Origin of the sequence: Pseudomonas sp. PNPG3, assembly GCF_023093815.1 — a bacterium.
Lineage (GTDB): Bacteria > Pseudomonadota > Gammaproteobacteria > Pseudomonadales > Pseudomonadaceae > Aquipseudomonas > Aquipseudomonas asiatica.
The window spans coordinates 259,924-277,949 of record NZ_JALLKV010000001.1 but is presented as its reverse complement, the minus strand read 5'-3'; the positions used below and the strand labels follow the sequence as shown (position 1 = coordinate 277,949).

Here is an 18,026-nt window from a genome sequence, read left to right as displayed (position 1 = left end):
CGCCTGGCGTGCCTCAGTGCGCCAGGCGTTTCAATTGCTGCAACTGACGCCAGAGCATCCAGATCACCACCACACTTAGGCAGACGTTGGACAGTGGTAGCGCCAGCCAGACGCCGTTGAGGCCCCATATCAGCGGCAGGATGGCCAGGAAGGGCAGTTGGATCAGCATGTTGCCCGCCGTCACCAGCGTGGCGTAACGGGCCTGGCCCATGGCTTGGAAGAAGCTGGCGGCCAGGACGATAAAACCATCCAGAAACATGGCGAACAGGTGCAGGCGAATACCCGTGGCGCTGGCGTCGAGCAGGGCCTCATCGCTGCCGTTGAATATGCTGGCAAAGGCTTTGGGCAACAGCAGCAGGGCCGCCGTCATCAGCAGGCCACTGCCGACTGCCGTGAGCAGGCCCAGGCGCAGCACGCGGCGCACTTTGTCCGGCTCGCGGGCTCCGTAGAAGTAGCTGACCAAGGGCTGCATGCCGCCGCAGACGCCTTCGGCAAACATGTAATAAAACGCCATCAGGTAGCCGGCGATGGCATAGGCGGCCACCTGCAGCGGGCTGCCGTAGTGCATAAACAGCAGGTTGTGCAACACCATCACCAGGCTCATGTAGAGGTACATCAACATGCTGGAAAAACCGGTGGTCAGTGACTCAAGGCTGTGGCGCAGGTTGAAGCGGCAGGCCGCTGGTTGCAGGCTTAGCGGGTTGTGCCGGCTGAAGATGTAGCCTAGGCAGATCAGCACCGACAGGCTTTCGCCCATCACCGTGGCCAGCGCCGCGCCATGCAGGCCCCATTGCCAGACCATGATGAACAGGTAATCCAGTGCGACGTTGGTCAGTGCACCCACCAGCATGGCTAGGGTGGCCAGTCGCGGTGCGCCGAGGTTGCGCACCAACAGGGGCAGGGCGATAGAGCAAAATACCAGTGGCGCGGCCCAGCCGATTACCTGCAGGTAGTCATTGCCCAGCGTTGCCAGTTCGCCTTGTGCGCCTTGCATGGCCATAAACGCTGGGCCTATCAGAACAATCATCGCGCCAGTGGGGATGCCCAGTATCACCAGCAGCCAGAGTGCCTGTGCCAGGTAGCTGCGCGCTTGTGGCCACTGGGCTGCGCCCTGCGCCAGTGAGCACTGCGCACCACTGCCCATGCCGACCATCATGCCGATGGCGAGCATGACGCCGGACAGCGGCCAGGCCATGTTGATGGCGGACAGGCCGGTTGCGCCCATGGCGTGACCAATAAAAATGAGATCTACGACCATGTACAGGCCGCTGATCATCAGGGCGGCGACGGCCGGAATGGTGTAGTGCCAGAAGGTACGGGTGAGGCTGTGGCTGTTCATAAGAGGGTCACGGGTAAGCGGTGTGCAGTGGTATCAATCGGTTTCGAGGCTTTGGCAGGCTTTTGCCAGCAGGTGGCTGAGTTGCTGCATTTCTTCCGGGCTGAGGTGTTCGGCCAGGCTGGCGGCGGTGTGCACGTAGACATCACGTTCTTCTTGTTCCAGTGCGTTGGATTTGGCCGTGGCCAGCAAACGCATGGCGCGGCCGTCTTCCGTGCAGGGCAGGCGCTGCAAATAGCCGCGTGCTTCCAGCTTGCTGGCCATGGCACTGGCGCTGGCTTTGCTGACATTCATGCGCTCAGCCAGTTCGGTCAGGCGCAGGCCGTGTTCGGCGGAGATCAGGGCGTAGAGGTAATCCAGTTCACTGTTGCTCAACTCCATGCTGCCGCTGTGCTGGGCGTACTGCCGCCAGTGGTGCCACATGTGCCATTGCAGGCGTTTCAGGCTGTCGGTGAGGGTCATGCTGTGCTCTTTTGTATTTTGTTAGGCTACCCGTTCTTCCTGGCGAACACAACGCCAGCAAGGTCGGTAAGCGCGATGGCGTTATGTCATCCGACAAAGCTACGCGTAGTTGTCCGTGGAAACCATTGGCCGCAGCTTTCACGCTGTCGCGCGCTTGTTCCAAGGCAGCGAGTACGCGGCGTACATGCGCAAGGAACAAGGTTCCCGCATGGGTTAGCCGCGTGCTGCGCGTGGTACGAACAAGCAGCGCCACCCCCAGTTCTTCTTCCAGTTCTTTAATCGCCCGCGACAATGGCGATTGCTCGATGTGCAGCTTTTCCGCTGCGCGGGCGAAGTGGAGTTCTTCCGCCACGGCCAGGAAATATCGGAGGTGTCGTAGTTCCATTATCGGTGCAGCCCTCTCGCATGACGACTTGAACACGGTTTCCTCATCACGAGCGTTGCTCCAAGTCGAGTTTCCGTAGAGGGGGCGACAGGAAGCCGGCCAGACTCACCAATGTGCCCGCCACACCCATCAGCACGAATAGCCAACGAATGCCGATCCATTCACCCAACGGTGTCGCCAATGCCAGACCCACCGGGGCGGCCAAACCCATGACCATCGCCAGCAGCGACAGCGCACGCCCCTGCAACTGGTTGGGAATGGTGGCCTGCAGCAGCGCGGTCAGGGGCGCGTTGCCGAGGATGAAGGTGAAGCCGCTGAGCACCCACCAGGCCACGGCCACGCCGAACAACCGGCCCGGCACCAGGCCGGTCAGCGCCAGGGCGAGGCAGGAGGCGGCAAATCCCCACAGCACCCAGGGCACCTGGCGGCGTGGTGCGAGCGCGGCGACCACCATGCCGCCGAGCACCATGCCGATGCCCGCCAGCCCCTCCATCAGTGCCACCTGCGGCGCGCCACCGTTGAAATGCTCTTTGATCAGCAACGGCAGCAGCGCAAAGGACGGCATGATCACCAGCACCACCGCGCCCAGCAGTCCATACAGCCTGCGCAGCCCAGGATGGCCCCAGACCAGCGTCAGGCCCTCGCGGAACTCGGTCCAGATGCCGCCGATGCCGCGCGCGCCGGCCGCGCGCAGTTGCGGAATGCGGAACACCAACAACGGCACGATGCCCAGCAGCGCGGTGCCCACGTCGATGCCCAGCGCCCAGCCCATCGGCATCACACTGATGGCGAGTGCGCCCAGCGGCGCGGCAGCGACCACGGTGAAGCTCTGCATCGACTGATTCAGGCCCGCCGCGCGCGGCAGGAAATCGCGTGGCACCAGCATCGCCATGCTCGCCGTCGCGGCCGGCGTCTGGAAAGCCTGCATGGCGCTGCGGATGAACATCATCACGTAGGCGTGCCACAGTTCGATGCGTTCGGTCAGGAACAGCACGATCAGCACCGCCATGCACAGCGCGCTGATCACATCGGCAGCGATCATCAGCAGGCGCCTGTTGTAGCGGTCGGCGAAGGTGCCACCCAGCGGACTCAACAGGGCCTGGGGCAGCATCGCGGCCATGCCCGCCGTCGCCAAGGCGGCAACGCTGCCGGTGGTGTCGGCGATCCACCACAGCAGTACGAACTGCGTCAGCGCCGAGCCGACCAGCGACAGGGCCTGGCCACTGAAGATCATCCAGAAGCGCAAGCGCCAGCGCGGGCCGGGATCGTGGACGGCCTGTTCCAGCATCTGCGCCTCAGCGACAGGCGTGGCCGGATCGGGACTGCCGGGGATCTGCATGGGGAATCCTCTAGTCTAGGTACGGCGCGGTCGGCGCCGCACCTGCGGCGACCGGTGAGGCCTCAGCCAGGCCGCCGCCCAGCGCCTTGTACAGCGCCACTACGTTGCCGATTTCGTCGCGGCGCAGATCCAGCAGGGTCTGCCGGGCGGCATAGAGCTGGCGCTGTGCGTCGAGCAGTTCTAGGCGTCCTTCCAGGCCGGCCCGGTAGCGCAGGCTCGACAGTTCCGCGCGACGCTCGGCGCTCGCTACCGCCCGCTGCTGCGCGTCGCCCTGGCGACCGAAGGTGGCACAGCCGGCCAGGCCGTCGGCGACCTCGCGGAAGGCGGTCTGGATGGCGCGTTCGTACTCGGCGATGGCGGTGGACTTGCGCACTTGGCCAGGCGCAGTTCGGCGCGCAGGCGTCCGCCCTGAAACAGCGGCTGGGTGATCTGCGGCGCGAAGCGCCAGGTGCCCTGATCGGCGTCGAACAGGCCGCCCAGCGACGGGCTGGCGTAACCCAGCGAAGCGGTCAGCGACAGACGCGGGAAGAAGGCCGCGCGCGCCGCACCGATGTCGGCGTTGGCCGCCACCAGCGCCTGCTCGGCCTGCAGGATGTCGGGCCGTCGTGCCAGCAGGTCGGAGGGCAGCCCCGCGGGCAGCCGGGTCAGCAGTGGCTGGGCGTCCAGCGCCAGCGGCGCGGGCAGTTCGGTGGGCAGTGCGGTTCCTACCAGCAGCGCGAGAGCATTGCGGGCGCGGGCCTGGGCGCGTTGGCGGGCTTCCAGGTCGGCCTCGGCGGTGGCGACTTGGCCTTCGGCCTGGGCCACGTCCAGCCCGCTGCTCTGGTCGGCCTGCCGCAGCAGGCGCGCCAGTGTCAGGGACTGGCGCCAGTCGGCCAGCGTGTGTTCGGCCAGTTGCCGCTGTTCCTGCGCCAGCCGCTCGGCGAAGTAGGCATCGGCGACCGCACCGACCAGCGCGATCTGCGTGGCGCGGCGGCCCTGTTCGCTGGCAAGGTAGCGAGCGAACGCGGCGTCGGACAGGGCGCGCACGCGGCCGAACAGGTCGATCTCGAAGGCGCTCAGGCCCAGGCCGACGCTGAGTTGTTCCTGCACGCCGGAAGGACTGGCCGTACCGCCGACTGTGGTGGCCACCGTGCGCTCGCGCGTGGCGCCGGCTTCGACACCCACGCCGGGCAGGCGCGCGGCGCGCTGGATGCGGAACTGGGCCTGCACCGCCTCGACGTTGAGCGCGGCCAGGCGCAGGTCGCGGTTGTGCTCCAGCGCCAGCGCGATCAGATGTTGCAGGCGGGGATCGCCGAACATGGTGCGCCAGCCGAGGTCGGCAGCATGGCCGGCAGCGGCCTCTGGCGCCGCTGCATCGGGAAACACGGCGGGCACGGGCGCTTGCGGCTTGACCAGCGGTGGCGTCAGCGAGCAGGCCGACAATGCCAGCACCAGCGGCAACATCAGGATGCGCATGGTCATTCCTCCACCACGTTGCGGTTGTCACGCGCGTCGCGTCGCGGCTGGCGCCTGCGACCGAAGCGCCCCTGCATTCCCATCACGACGACGAAGAACACCGGCACGAAGAACACCGCCAGCACGGTCGCGCTGACCATGCCGCCGAACACGCCGGTACCGATGGCGTTCTGGGTCTCGGCACTGGCGCCCACGGCCAGCATCAGCGGCAACACGCCCAGGCCGAAAGCCAGCGAGGTCATCAGGATCGGTCGCAGGCGCAGGCGCGCGGCCTCCACTGCCGCTTGCCGCAATCCCTTGCCCTGTTCGCGCAGTTGCTTGGCGAACTCGACGATCAGGATTGCGTTCTTGGCCGACAGGCCCATCACCGTGATCATGCCGACCTTGAAGAACACGTCGTTGGGCATGTCACGCAGCCACACCGCGGCCACCGCGCCGAGCAGGCCCAGCGGCACCACAAGCATCACCGACAGCGGGATCGACCAGCTCTCGTAGAGCGCGGCCAGCACCAAGAACACCACCTGCACCGACAGCGCCATCAGCAGCGGCGCCTGCGCGGCCGATTGCCGCTCCTGCAGCGACTCGCCGGTCCAGGCCACGGCAAAGCCGGGGGGCAACTGCGCGGCCAGCCGTTCCATCTCCGCCATCGCTGCGCCGCTGGAGACGCCTGGCGCGGGCGTGCCGGACAGGCGCGCCGACGGATAGCCCAGGTAGCGCACCAGTTGCAGCGGCGTTTCCGTCCACACCGGCGTGACCACCTCGCTCAGCGGCACCATGCCGCCGGCGGTGTTGCGCACGTACAGCCGGAGCACGTCGTCGATCTGCATCCGCGCTGGCGCATCGGCCTGGATGATGACCTGCTGCATGCGTCCGGCATTGGGAAAGTCGTTGACATACAGCGAGCCCATCGCGGCGGACAGCAGATCGCTGACAGCCACGAACGAAACGCCTAGCGCCTCAGCCTTCTGGCGGTCGATGTCCAGGCGCACGCTAGGCCCGACAGGCAGGCCGTCGCGATAGACATTGGCGACCAGGCGGCTGTTGGCGGCCAGATCGAGCAACTGGGCCTCGGCCGCCGTCAGCGCGGCCAGGCCCTGGTTGGCGCGGTCCTGCAACTGCAGGGAGAATCCCGACGAGGTGCTGAGTTCCTCGATTGACGGTGGCAGCAGCACCATGACGTCGCCCTCGGCGATCCCGGCCATCGCCTGCTGCGCGCGCGCCACTTCATCGGCCGCCGTGGCGCCGTCGCGCTCGCCCCAGTCCTTGAGCATGGTGAAGGCCATCGCCACATTGGGGCCGGAGCCGGAGAAGCCGAAACCCAGGGTGGTTTGGTTGCCTGCAATGCTGGGGCGCGTGGCGACATGCTGTTCGTAGGCCGTCACCGCTTCCAGCGTGCGCTCGGCGGTCGCATCGGCAGGCAACTGGAATGACGCCATGAAGTAACCCTGGTCCTCCTGCGGGAGGAAGGCCGTGGGCAGCAGCCGGAACCCCAGCACCAGCACCGCGACTAGCGCCGCATAGACCAGCATCACGCGTCCACCGCGTCTGACCAGCCTGGCCACCCGCGATGTGTAGCCCTCGGTCATGCGGTCGAAACGCCGGTTGAACCAGCCGAAGAAACCGCGGCTGTGGTGCTCGGGGGCCACCGGTTTCAGCAGGGTCGCGCACAGCGCCGGGGTCAGGCTCAGCGCCAGCAGGGCCGAGAACAGGATGGAGACCGCCATCGACAGCGTGAACTGCCGGTAGATCACGCCCACCGAGCCGCCGAAGAACGCCATCGGAATGAACACGGCGGTCAGTACCAGGGTGATGCCGATCACCGCGCCGGTGATCTCCTTCATCGCCTTGATCGTCGCCTCCTTGGGCGCAAGACCTCGGGTTCTCATCAGGCGCTCGACGTTCTCGACCACGACGATCGCGTCATCGACGATGATGCCGATCGCCAGCACCATGCCGAACATGGTCAGCACGTTGATGGAGAATCCGGCGACCAGCATCACCGCGAAAGTGCCCAGCAGGGCAATCGGTGCGACGATCGCCGGAATCAGCGTGTAGCGCACGTTCTGCAGGAACAGGTACATCACCGCGAACACCAGCACCATGGCTTCGAGCAGGGTGTAGATCACCTTATGGATGGAGATCTTCACGAATGGCGCCGTGTTGAACGGGGTCGTGTAGTGGATGCCGGCAGGCATGGAGGTGCTCAGCTCGGCCAGCCGGGTCTGGATCGCGTCGGCCGTGCGCACCGCGTTGGCGCCAGGCGACAACTGCACCGCCGCGCCGGCGGCGGGACGGCCATCCTCGCGGTTGGAGAAGCCGTAGGACTGCGCGCCAAGTTCGACGCGCGCCACGTCACCCAACAGCACCCTGGAGCCGTCCGGGTTGGCGCGCAGCACCATGGCAGCGAACTGCGCGGGCGTGGACAACTGGCCTTGGACGGTCAGTGGAATGGTCACCCGCTGGCCCGGTAGGGTCGGTGCATCGCCCACACGGCCCGGCGCGATCTGCGCGTTCTGCCGGCTGACGGCGTCGGACAGGTCGTTGATCGACAGGCCGTAGGCGACCAGTTGGGCCGGATCGACCCAGATGCGCATGGCCTGCTCGGCACCAAACAGTTGCACCCGGCCGACGCCGTCGATGCGCCGGAGTTCCTCGACGATGTTACGGGCCAGGTAGTCGCCCAGCGCAATCTCGTCGTAGCCATCGTCCTCCGAGGTCAGGCTGACGATCATCAGGAAGCTGGAGGTGGCGGATTCGACCGACAACCCGCTCTGGCGGACCACCTGCGGCAAGCGTGGCTCCACCGCCTTGAGCCGGTTCTGCACATCGACCTGCGCCATGTCGGGATCGGTGCCGGGTTTGAAGGTCGCGGTGATCTGCGCCGAACCCGAGGTGTCGGCCGAGGACGTGAAGTACAGCAGGTTCTTGACGCTGGACAGCTCGCGCTCGATCAGCCCGACCACCGAATCGTTGAGTGTCTGCGGCGTGGCGCCCGGATAGCTCGCGTAGATGCTGACGGTGGGGGGCGCCACCGACGGATAGCGTGCGACCGGCAGTTGCGGGATGGCGATCAAACCCAGCAGCACGATGAAGGCGGCAACGACCCAGGCGAACACAGGCCGGTGGATGAAGAACTGCGGCATGGTGATGTCTCCCCTCTCAGCGCGCAGGCGTGCGTGCGCCAGCGGCCTGCCAGGCCCTGGGTGCAACGGGCGCACCGTCGGTCAGGCGTTCGCCGCCTTCGACCACGACGCGCTGCCCTGCCTGCAGCCCACTGCGGACGAGGTAGTCGCGTCCGACCAGTTCGCCCAGTTCCACCGTCACCCGCTGCGCGTGGTCCTGTGCATCCACGACCCACACCCCAGCCTTGCCGCCTGTCCGCGACACCGCCTGCTGCGGCACCAGCAGCGCATCGGCTGGCTGGCCGCGCGGCACCCGGGCGCGCACGAACATGCCCGGCAGCAGTAACCGGTCGGGGTTGTCCACCAGGATGCGCAACAGCACGTCGCCGGTGCCGGCATCGACGTTGATGCCCGAGAACAGGATGCGACCGGCCTGCGGGTAGGGCTCGCCGTTGCTGCGCAGGATGCTGGCTGGCAGGCTGTCGCTGCCCGAGCCGTTGTCAGCCGCGTGCCGCGGCGCCAGCGCCGCGCGCAGTGCTTCCAGCGCCGCGGCGGGCTGGCGCACGTCCACATAGACCTGGTCGATCTGCTGGATGCGCGCCAGCGGCGTGCTGTCGGTGGGGCCGACCAGCGCGCCTTCGGTGATCAGGGCTTGGTCGATGCGGCCGTCGATCGGTGCATCCACAGAGGCGAACTTCAGATCGAGTTGGCGGCGCGCCAGGGTGGCGCGGGCCTGTGCCACGTCGGCCGCTGCTTGGTCGCGCTGCGACACCGCATCGTCATAGACCTGACGGCTCACTGCGTCGGCCTCGACCAGCGGCTGCAGGCGCGCCGCCTGGACACGCGCGCGTACCAGCGCCGCTTCGGCGCGCTGCAAGGCGGCGGCGGCCATATCGGCATCGGCCTTGAACGGCGCAGGGTTGATCTGGAACAGCGGCTGCCCGGCGCGGATTTCCGCGCCCTGCTCGAACAGCCTTCGCTGGATGATGCCGCCGACCTGCGGCCGGATCTCAGCCATGCGCACCGGGGCCACGCGGCCGGGCAGTTCGTCTTCGAGCGTGACCTGCCGGGCGGTCAACGTGAGCACCGACACCTGGGCCGGCACCGGCGCGGCCTCCTGCGCGCCACGGTCGCATCCGGCCAGCACCAGTGCTGCCAGCACGAGCGCCCAGCCGCCGCGCCGCATCGGTTTGATCCTCATGTCCACAACCTCGCCGTCTGTTGGGGTAGCCGAGTGCTACCGGGAAATAAGGGAGTGTGAAGACAGAGCGTTGGCTTCGCGTTGGGCTTGTGTGGAGGTAATATGGAGATTATCGAAAACTTGATCGACGTGACCTCCATGAACGAATTTGCCAACGCGCTGGGCGCGCCAGCCGAGCGCTCGAACGGGCGGCAGAGCCTGATCCTGATCGCCGAAGACGAGCCCGAAATCGCGGACATCCTGATCGCCTATCTCGCGCGCGGCGGCTTCAAGACCCTGCACGCCGCCGATGGCCGGCGGGCACTGGAACTGCATCGCACGCACAAGCCTGATCTGGTGCTGCTGGACGTGCAGATGCCGCGCATGGATGGCTGGCAGGTGCTGTCCGAAATTCGTCACCGCGGCAGCACGCCGGTGATCATGCTGACCGCCCTCGACCAGGATCTCGACAAGCTGACGGGCTTGCGCATCGGCGCCGACGACTACGTGGTCAAGCCGTTTAATCCTGCCGAGGTCGTGGCACGCACGCAGGCCGTGCTGCGGCGCGCGTTGCATGACGAGCATGAAATGCCCAGCGTACTGCGCGTGGATGGCTTCGAGATCGACCTGGAGCACCACGAAGCATCAGTGCGCATCGGCAGGCGGCAGCACGCCCTTGCATTGACGCTGACCGAGTTCAAGCTGCTGGCGTACCTGGCGCGCGCACCGCGGCGGGTATTCACGCGTGACGAGCTGTTGCACGCCTGCCTGCCCGAAGGCGACACGCTGGAGCGCACGGTCGATAGTCACATCAGCAAGCTGCGCAAGAAGCTGGAGAACCTGGGGGTCGAGGGCGTGCCCCACGGGGTTCGCGGGGTGGGCTACAAGTTCAGGAGTGCGGTATGAGGCTGCCGCGCGGGTTGAGCCGACAGATCGTGCTGTCGATGAGCGCCGTGGTGCTGGTCGTCATCCTGCTTAGCCTGCTTGGCTCGTATGCGTTCTACGCGCTGGGGTTCGCCTATGCACCGGCGAGCATCCCGGAGTCTGGCGACTGGATACCGACCGCACCTGAGTGGGCCTGGATGGCGCTGACCACTTTCGTCGCGCTCGCGCTAGCGGTGCTGGTCGCAGTCAATCTGGCGCGCCGCATCCTGCTGCCGCTAACCTCAGTAGCCGAAAGCCTGCGGCGTGTTGCTCAGGGCGAGCTAGACGCACGCGCGGTCAGTGAGGACCGTTCGCTCGGCGAGGCCGCGCTGCTGGTCGATGACTTCAACACCATGGCCGAACGGCTGCAGAGGATGGCCCAGGAACAACTGTTCTGGAACGCGGCCATCGCCCATGAGCTGCGCACGCCTGTCACTATCCTGCGCGGACGCCTGCAGGGCCTAGCCGAGGGTGTGTTTGTGCCCGATGCGACGCAGTTCCGCAGCCTGCTGACCCAGGTCGAAGGACTGGGCCGATTGATCGAGGACCTGCGCGTGATCGGCTTGGCCGACAGCGGCCACTTGGACCTGCACTGGCACGAAGTGGAACTGTCGGCGGAAATCGAGGCAGTGGTGCAACTGCTCGCGCCTGCGCTGCAGGAAGCGGGATTCACCATAGAGGTCGATCTACAGGCCGGGCGCGTGGCCTGCGATCCGCAGCGCATCCGCCAGGCGCTGCTGGCCCTGCTGGAAAACGCCCGCCGCCACGCCGAGCCCGGCATCCTTCGCATCGAATCACGTCTGGCGCAAGGCGAGTGCCTGCTGCGCGTCGAGGACGGCGGGCCGGGCATCGCGCCGGAGCTTGCCGAACGCCTGTTCGATGCGTTCCAGCGCGGTGAACACTCGCGCTCGCGGGAGAGCGGCGGCAGCGGCCTGGGGCTGGCGGTGGTGCGCGCCATCGCCCAGGCCCACGGCGGCCAGGCGAGTTGCCGGCCGTCGCCGCGCGGCGGTTCGGTGTTCGAGATTCGATGGCCAGCCGAGTCTGGCGAAATCGGCTGATCGCATGAATCGCCAAACCTGACTGGTTAGGTTCTGCACCCAGGGCGTCATGTGCGTCGCACGCGGCTGTCTGCATCGTTCACCCGGTTACACGCTGGCGGCGCCCGACCACCTCCATCCAATCTCCACGCAAGCGCCAATGCTTCGCCATCCGGCGCTGCCAGACTTTCGGCTTCGAGTATCGGGCGCACTGCCGTGCGCGGCGTGTTTCGTCCACGGCGCAGCGCCCCCACGAGAGGACGAATGACGTTGAATCGCAAATGGGCCGTCAGTGCCGTGATCGGTGCCTGCGTGATCGCAGGCATCGCGCTGTGGCAGGCCAATGCCAGGTCGGCCGTCGAGTACGCCACGGCCCCCGTCACCGTGGGAGACCTGGAGCAGACGGTGCTGGCCGTCGGTCGCCTGCGCGCCAAGGAACTGGTCGCCATCGGCGCCCAGGTGTCCGGCCAGGTCCAGCGGCTGCACGTGGAACTGGGCCAGCAGGTCAAGGCGGGCGATCTGATCGCCGAAGTCGATGCCCAGCCGCAGCGGATCGCGTTGCGCAACGCCGAGGCGTCGGTGAACGCGCTGCAAGCCCAACTCGCCGCGCGGCGAGCGGCGTTGGTGCAGGCGCAGCTCACCTTCCAGCGCCAGCAGGAACTGCTGACGGCCGATGCGACTTCGCGCGCCGACCACGAGGCCGCCAGGGCGGCACTGGACACGGCGCAGGCGGAGATTGGCTCGTTGCAGGCGCAGATCGAACAGGCGCGCACCCAGGTCGAGACCGGCCGCATCAACCTGGGCTACACCCGCATCGTCGCGCCGATGGACGGCGTCATCGTGGCCGTGGTCACCAAACAGGGCCAGACCCTCAACTCGTTCCAGACCACACCGACCATCGTCATGCTGGCCAGGCTGGACGTGATGACCGTGCGCGCCGAGATCGCCGAGGCCGACGTGGACAAGATCCAGCCGGGCCAGGCGGTGTGGTTCACCACGCTGGGGAACAGCCGCCAGCGCCACCATGCGCGAATCGAGCAGATCGAGCCCGCGCCCGAGTCCATCGTCAATGACGCGGGCGGCGCCGCAGCGGCGGCAGGCACGACTGCCACGGCCAGGGCGATCTACTACAACGCGCTGTTCGACGTGCCCAATCCCGAAGGCCGGCTGCGGCCTTCGATGACCGCGCAGGTCTCGGTGCGGATCGCCGACACCAAACAGGCGGTGCTCGTGCCGACCGCCGCGCTGGGCGAGCGCGGTGCGGACGACAGCCATGCCGTGCAGGTGATGGACCGCCGCGGCCGGGTGTCCGAGCGTCAGGTGCGCATCGGTCTGCGCACCAACGCCCAGGCGCAGGTGCTGGCCGGGCTGGAACCGGGTGAGCAGGTGGTGATCGGCGAGGCGCAGCGTGGCGCCGTGGCGGCCGATTCCGGCCTCATGGGGTACTGAGCATGGGCGCCGCACTGCTGGAAATGCGCGCGCTGCGCCGGGAGTTTCCTGCGGGCGAAGGCGTGGTGGCCGTGCTCAAGGACATCGACCTGCGCATCGACGCCGGCGAGATGGTGGCCATCGTCGGTGCCTCGGGCTCAGGCAAATCGACGCTGATGAACATCCTCGGCTGCCTCGACCGCCCAAGCGCCGGCAGCTACCGGATCTCCGGCCGGGAAACCGGCGAACTGGGGCCGGACGAGCTGGCCGCGCTGCGCCGCGAGCGTTTCGGCTTCATCTTCCAGCGCTACCACCTGCTGGCCGACTTGTCCGCGCAGGGCAACGTCGAACTGCCGGCCGTCTATGCCGGCACCGACATCGCGGCCCGCCACGCGCGCGCCCAGGTGCTGCTCGAACGACTCGGGCTGGGCGACCGGATGCAGCACCGTCCCGGCCAGTTGTCGGGCGGACAGCAGCAGCGCGTGTCGATCGCCCGCGCGCTGATGAACGGCGGTGCGGTCATCCTCGCCGACGAGCCCACCGGCGCGCTGGACACGGCCAGCGGCGAGGAAGTGATGCGCATCCTGCAGGAACTGCATGCCGAGGGGCACACCATCATCCTGGTCACCCACGACATGGCGGTGGCCGGCCATGCGCAGCGGGTGATCGAGATCAGCGACGGCGCGATCGTCGCCGACCGCCGCAGCGTACCGGCGGATGCCACGCATGCCCCATCGGCGGCACCGCAGGCACTGGCCGCGTCGTGGCGGGTGTTCGCCGACCGCTTCGGCGAAGCCTTCGGCATGGCCTTGCGGGCGATGAACGCGCACCGTCTGCGCACCTTCCTGACCATGCTCGGCATCATCATCGGCATCGCTGCGGTGGTGTCGGTGGTGGCCCTGGGCCGTGGCGCACAGCAACAGGTGATGGTCCAGATCAGCGACCTGGGCACCAATACCCTGGACATCTATCCGGGACAGGACTTCGGCGACATACGCGCCGCTGCGATCGAGACCCTGGTCGCCGCCGACGCCGAGGCGCTGGCCGAACAGCCCTACGTTGACAGCGCCACGCCCAACCTGTCCGTCAACGTCACCGCGCTGTACCGCGAGAGTGCCGTATCCGCCCAGGTCACCGGAGTCGGTCCGGGGCATTTCCGGGTGCGTGGTCTGCGCCTGGCCGCCGGACGCTTTTTCGATCAGGCCGAGGCCGCGCAACACGCGCAGGTCGCGGTGATCGACCAGAAGGCCGCCACCGCGCTGTTCCCCGGCAGCGGCAACCCGGTGGGCGAGGTGGTCCTGCTGGGCGACATGCCGGTCGAGATCATCGGCGTGCTGCAGCCGGTCCAGACCAGCTACGGCGGCTCTACCCCGACGTTCTACGTCCCCTACACGGCGGCGGCCACCCGCTTGGTCGGCAAGTACCACCTCGACAGCATCACCCTGCGGGTCAGCGACAGCGTCTCCAGCCAGATCGCGCAGCAGGCGGCCACCGCGCTGCTGACCGAGCGCCACGGCGTCAAGGATTTCTTCATCATGAACTCGGACAAGATCCGCCAGGCCATCACCCGCACCAGCAGCACGCTGACGCTGCTGATCTCCACCATCGCCATGATCGCCCTGCTGGTGGGCGGCATCGGCGTGATGAACATCATGCTGGTGTCGGTGACCGAACGGACCCGCGAGATCGGCGTGCGCATGGCCATCGGCGCGCGCCAGTCCGACATCCTGCAGCAGTTCCTGATCGAGGCCGTGCTGGTGTGCGTGGTCGGCGGTGTGCTCGGCGTATCGCTGGCGCTGGCGCTGGGCCTGGTCGCAAGCCTGACCGGACTCGGTTTCCCGTTGTCCTTCTCCACCTGGTCCATCGTGCTGGCCGTGGCCTGCTCGTCGCTGATCGGCATCACCTTCGGCTTCCTGCCGGCGCGCAACGCCGCCCGGCTCGATCCCGTGCAAGCACTGGCGAGGGACTGAAGATGCGCCCCCTGATCTCCTGCCTGATGCGTGTCGCGATACTGGGCACCGTGCTCCTGACCGGCTGCGCCTCGCTCACCCGCACCCCGTACCACGCGCCGGACGTACCGCTGCCGGCGCACTACCAGCATGCACAGCCAGCGGCCGACAGCCTCCGTGCCGATGCCTGGTGGCGTGCCTATGGCGATCCGCAACTCGATGCCTGGGTGGATCTCGCCCTGGCGCGCAATCCCGACTTGGCGGCCGCTGCCATCCGCGTGCGCCGCGCGACGCTGGAAGCGAGGCTCGCGGGCAATGCGCTGCTGCCGGTCATCAACGGCAGTGCCGGCACCGGCGTGTCCCGCCCGCTGTCGGGCAGCCCGCGCGCCACCACCGAGAGCGGCAGCGGCACGCTGGGCGCGAGCTGGGAACTGGACCTGTTCGATCGGCTGGGCGCGCAACGCGACGCCGCCGTGTTCGAGGCGCAGGCCAGCGCAGAGGATCGCGATGCCGTGGCGCTGTCGCTGATCGGCACCACGGCCGGCCTGTACTGGCAACTGGGCCTTGCCAATGAACGCATCGACCTGGCGGAACAAAGCCTGGCCTACGCCCGCCGCACCCGCGAGCTGGTACAGGCGCAGTACCGCAGCGGCGCGGTCTCCGCGCTCGAACCCCGCGAAGCCGAGCAGTCTTTGGCCGAGCAGCAGGCGCAGATGACCCAGTTGGTCCAGGCGCGCATCGACCTGCGCCAGGCGCTGACCGTGCTGTTCGACGGTGCCGCTCCACCCGGCAACGAGCCCCGTGAATTGCCAGCCAGCGTACTGCCAGCCATCGGTGCCGGGTTACCCGCCGAATTGCTCGGCCGCCGGCCGGACCTGCGCGCCGCCGAACTGCGACTGCGCGCGACCCTGGCCGCGAGCGACGCCGCCACCACGCGCTACTACCCGGCACTGTCGTTGACGGGTGCATTGGGTACGTCCAGCCGTGCGCTGCTGGACGTGCTAGCCAATCCTGTGGCCACGCTGGGCGCCAACCTGACGCTGCCGTTCCTCAATGTGCGCGAGATGCGCCTGAACACGGCCATCGCGCGCACGCGCCACGAGGAAGCCGTGATTGTCTTCCGAAAGTCGCTGTACACGGCGCTGACGGATGTGGAAAAGGCGCTGTCAGCCAGGACGCAGTTGGCCGAACAGGAGGCCGCGCAGCAGCGCGTGCGCGATGAGGCGGTCGAGATTGAAAGACTCTACGAGGCGCGCTACCGGGCCGGACAGGTTCCCGTGCGGGCGTGGCTGGACGCGCAGGAGCGACGCCGTTCCGCGGAATTGGCCTACGTGGCGCTGCATCTGGCGCGGCTGCAGAACCATGTCGTGCTGATCCAGGCACTGGGCGGCACGGCATCGCAGTAAATCCTGCGCCATTCCGATGCCGTGATCCTGATCGCCCGAGCCTGCGCCTGCTACGAAAAGGAGTGCACCAGCCCGGCATAGACGCCACCCTGCGTCAGCAGTTCGTCATGCGTGCCGCGCTCCACGATCCGCCCCCACTGCAGCACGACGATCAGATCGGCGCGGCGGATGGTGGACAGCCGATGCGCGATGGTGATGGTCGTGCGGTCTTTCGACAGGGCCTCCAGCGCCTCGGTCAAGGCTTGCTCGGTGCGGACATCGAGTGCGCTGGTGGCTTCGTCGAGCAACAGCACCGGCGGATTGCGCAGGATGGTGCGGGCCAGTGCTAGGCGCTGTTTCTCGCCGCCGGAGAAGCGATGGCCGCGTTCGCCCACCAGCGTGTCGTAGCCGTGGGGCAGCGCGCCGATGACAGCATCGAGCTGCGCGGCCCTGGCGGCCGACGCCAGTTCGTCGTCGGTTGCGTCCGGCTTGGCGAAGCGCAGGTTGTCGGCCACCGAGGCATGCAACAGGTAAGGCTCCTGCGAGACTACCCCGAGCATGTCGGTCAACGACTGGAAGCTGAGATCGCGGACATCAATCCCGTCGTAGCGGATCGACCCGCCATCCACGTCGTACAGTCGGGCCAGCAGGTGGCCGAGTGTGGTCTTGCCCGATCCGGTGGCACCGACGATGGCGACATGGCTGCCGGCCGGAATGTCGATGTCGATGTCCTTCAGCACGGGCGCATTGCGCTTGTCGTAGCGGAAGCTGACGCCATCGACCTGCACCCGGCCGCGCATGTGCTCGCGCTCCAGCGTCACCGCGCCGATCCGTTCGGTGATTTCGACCGGCGTGTCCAGATACTCGAAGATGCGGGCAAACAGCGCGCGGGTGGTGCGCACATCGCGCCCAAGCTGAAGCAACTGCTCGAATGGCCACAGCAACTGTTCCTGCAGCGCGATCATGGCGACCAGCGTGCCGATGGTCAGCGGCGCGCTGCCGTGCATCAACCATCCGCCGAGCAACAGGGTCAGCGCAGGCAGGATCGAGAGCGCCAGGCCGATCAGCGCCCACTGCCATTCGCCAGCGGTACGCGAGCGTACTTCCAGCGCGGCGACCTCTTGCGAAGTCCGGGAGAACCGGCGGATCAGGAAGCCGCTGCGGCCCATGGTCCGGGCCAGGATGATGCCGGAGAGGGAAAGCGATTCCTGGACCGCCGACGACAGATCCGCCTGCCGGGCCTGCTGCTCGTAGGTGATGGCCTCGCGCAGCCTGGCGACCCGTTGGCTGATCAAAACCGTCAATGGAACGACCAGCAGCGAGAACAGCGCCAGCCGCCAGTCGAGCAGGCACATGGCGATGGTCGTCATGAGCACGGTGCTGAGGCTGCGCGCCAGCTCGTTGCCCGCATCGGTCACCAGCGATTGCAGTCCGCCGATGTCGTTGGCAATGCGCGACTGGATTTCTCCGGTGCGCGTGCCGGTGAAGAACCCCAGCGACAGCGACTGCAGGTGCGCGTACACCCGCACGCGCAGGTCATGCAGGATCGCCTGGCCGATCCGGGCCGACAGGATCGTCTGCAGCGTGCTGATTGCCGTACCCAGCACCGCCACCGCGACCAGTCCTCCGACCAGCCAGAGCAGCATGGACAAGTCGGCGCCCGGCAGCGCATCGTCGATGATGGCGCGCAGCAGGAACGGTGCGGCCATGCCGATCATGGAGCCGACGAGAAGCAGCCCCACGACCCACAGGATTCGCAGCCGATAAGGCATGAACAAGGCGAACACGCGCGCCAGAGAAACGTGTTCGGCGGCCAAATCTTCGTAGCCCCCTTGGCCGTTCGCGGGGCGTTCTGTCGAAGTCTGCATCTTCACTCCATCCGCAGGCGTCGATCCGAGGTCGTCCTGGGGCAGTCGGAGGGCATCCCGGATCGGAATCGCCCGAAGCCATGATTCTGGCAACCGGCGATCGAGACACGCTGCAGCCTTCATGGATATTCCGTGGAGACGAAACGGCATCAGCGG

The 18,026-nt window shown here is 67.4% G+C and carries 11 protein-coding genes and 2 pseudogenes; 5 read left to right on the top strand and 8 right to left on the bottom strand.

Annotated elements, in window-relative coordinates:
* Window positions 1-13: 13 nt before the first annotated feature.
* The 7 genes and pseudogenes from MJ643_RS01275 to MJ643_RS01245 all read right to left on the bottom strand — a co-directional run bounded on the left by MJ643_RS01275 (window position 14) and on the right by MJ643_RS01245 (window position 9,186).
* Window positions 14-1,339: an MATE family efflux transporter gene (locus MJ643_RS01275; RefSeq protein ID WP_042938794.1), complete on the bottom strand. Its 1,326-nt coding sequence runs from the start codon at window positions 1,337-1,339 to the stop codon at window positions 14-16.
* A 33-nt stretch (window positions 1,340-1,372) separates the two neighbouring features.
* A complete protein-coding gene (locus MJ643_RS01270) occupies window positions 1,373-1,798 on the bottom strand; it encodes a MarR family transcriptional regulator (RefSeq protein ID WP_042938796.1) in 426 nt (141 codons plus the stop codon).
* A gap of 46 nt (window positions 1,799-1,844) precedes the next feature.
* A pseudogene (locus MJ643_RS31435) lies at window positions 1,845-2,183 on the bottom strand (LysR family transcriptional regulator); the annotation flags it as partial.
* Window positions 2,184-2,229: 46 nt separating this feature from the next.
* Window positions 2,230-3,471 carry an MFS transporter gene (locus tag MJ643_RS01260; protein WP_308718689.1) on the bottom strand — a complete coding sequence of 414 codons (1,242 nt, stop codon included), beginning with the start codon at window positions 3,469-3,471 and terminating at the stop codon, window positions 2,230-2,232.
* A 61-nt stretch (window positions 3,472-3,532) separates the two neighbouring features.
* Window positions 3,533-4,965 (bottom strand): annotated as a pseudogene (locus tag MJ643_RS01255) (efflux transporter outer membrane subunit).
* Window positions 4,966-4,979: 14 nt separating this feature from the next.
* Complete coding sequence (locus MJ643_RS01250) at window positions 4,980-8,120, bottom strand: multidrug efflux RND transporter permease subunit (protein WP_247726584.1); 3,141 nt, start codon at window positions 8,118-8,120, stop codon at window positions 4,980-4,982.
* A 16-nt stretch (window positions 8,121-8,136) separates the two neighbouring features.
* The gene (locus MJ643_RS01245) at window positions 8,137-9,186 is read right to left on the bottom strand and encodes an efflux RND transporter periplasmic adaptor subunit (RefSeq protein ID WP_247726583.1); all 1,050 of its coding nucleotides are present in this window, start codon (window positions 9,184-9,186) and stop codon (window positions 8,137-8,139) included.
* A 252-nt stretch (window positions 9,187-9,438) separates the two neighbouring features.
* Between MJ643_RS01245 and MJ643_RS01240 the strand changes: the two genes are divergently transcribed.
* The 5 genes from MJ643_RS01240 to MJ643_RS01220 all read left to right on the top strand — a co-directional run bounded on the left by MJ643_RS01240 (window position 9,439) and on the right by MJ643_RS01220 (window position 16,023).
* Window positions 9,439-10,185: a response regulator gene (locus MJ643_RS01240; RefSeq protein WP_222436205.1), complete on the top strand. Its 747-nt coding sequence runs from the start codon at window positions 9,439-9,441 to the stop codon at window positions 10,183-10,185.
* On the top strand, window positions 10,182-11,261 hold the full coding sequence (locus MJ643_RS01235; protein WP_146537808.1) for an ATP-binding protein: 1,080 nt from the start codon (window positions 10,182-10,184) through the stop codon (window positions 11,259-11,261). Before MJ643_RS01240 ends, MJ643_RS01235 begins: the two co-directional genes overlap by 4 nt.
* Before the next feature lie 243 nt (window positions 11,262-11,504).
* Window positions 11,505-12,689 carry an efflux RND transporter periplasmic adaptor subunit gene (locus MJ643_RS01230; RefSeq protein ID WP_247726582.1) on the top strand — a complete coding sequence of 395 codons (1,185 nt, stop codon included), beginning with the start codon at window positions 11,505-11,507 and terminating at the stop codon, window positions 12,687-12,689.
* Window positions 12,690-12,691: 2 nt separating this feature from the next.
* Window positions 12,692-14,638, top strand: coding sequence for a MacB family efflux pump subunit (locus MJ643_RS01225; RefSeq protein WP_146537806.1), 1,947 nt, complete (start codon window positions 12,692-12,694; stop codon window positions 14,636-14,638).
* Window positions 14,639-14,640: 2 nt separating this feature from the next.
* Window positions 14,641-16,023, top strand: coding sequence for an efflux transporter outer membrane subunit (locus MJ643_RS01220; RefSeq protein WP_186775244.1), 1,383 nt, complete (start codon window positions 14,641-14,643; stop codon window positions 16,021-16,023).
* A gap of 50 nt (window positions 16,024-16,073) precedes the next feature.
* On the opposite strand, the gene MJ643_RS01215 is transcribed toward MJ643_RS01220, so the two are convergent.
* The gene (locus MJ643_RS01215; RefSeq protein ID WP_186775243.1) at window positions 16,074-17,870 is read right to left on the bottom strand and encodes an ABC transporter ATP-binding protein; all 1,797 of its coding nucleotides are present in this window, start codon (window positions 17,868-17,870) and stop codon (window positions 16,074-16,076) included.
* Window positions 17,871-18,026 lie beyond the last annotated feature (156 nt).

Bases quoted from the DNA above. Each gene is read 5' to 3' on its own strand.
- MJ643_RS01275 (WP_042938794.1), bottom strand. From the start codon at position 1,339: ATGAACAGCCACAGCCTCACCCGTACCTTCTGGCACTACACCATTCCG.
- MJ643_RS01270 (WP_042938796.1), bottom strand. From the start codon at position 1,798: ATGACCCTCACCGACAGCCTGAAACGCCTGCAATGGCACATGTGGCAC.
- MJ643_RS01260 (WP_308718689.1), bottom strand. From the start codon at position 3,471: ATGCTGGAACAGGCCGTCCACGATCCCGGCCCGCGCTGGCGCTTGCGC.
- MJ643_RS01250 (WP_247726584.1), bottom strand. From the start codon at position 8,120: ATGCCGCAGTTCTTCATCCACCGGCCTGTGTTCGCCTGGGTCGTTGCC.
- MJ643_RS01240 (WP_222436205.1), top strand. From the start codon at position 9,439: ATGAACGAATTTGCCAACGCGCTGGGCGCGCCAGCCGAGCGCTCGAAC.
- MJ643_RS01235 (WP_146537808.1), top strand. From the start codon at position 10,182: ATGAGGCTGCCGCGCGGGTTGAGCCGACAGATCGTGCTGTCGATGAGC.
- MJ643_RS01230 (WP_247726582.1), top strand. From the start codon at position 11,505: ATGACGTTGAATCGCAAATGGGCCGTCAGTGCCGTGATCGGTGCCTGC.
- MJ643_RS01225 (WP_146537806.1), top strand. From the start codon at position 12,692: ATGGGCGCCGCACTGCTGGAAATGCGCGCGCTGCGCCGGGAGTTTCCT.
- MJ643_RS01220 (WP_186775244.1), top strand. From the start codon at position 14,641: ATGCGCCCCCTGATCTCCTGCCTGATGCGTGTCGCGATACTGGGCACC.
- MJ643_RS01215 (WP_186775243.1), bottom strand. From the start codon at position 17,870: ATGCAGACTTCGACAGAACGCCCCGCGAACGGCCAAGGGGGCTACGAA.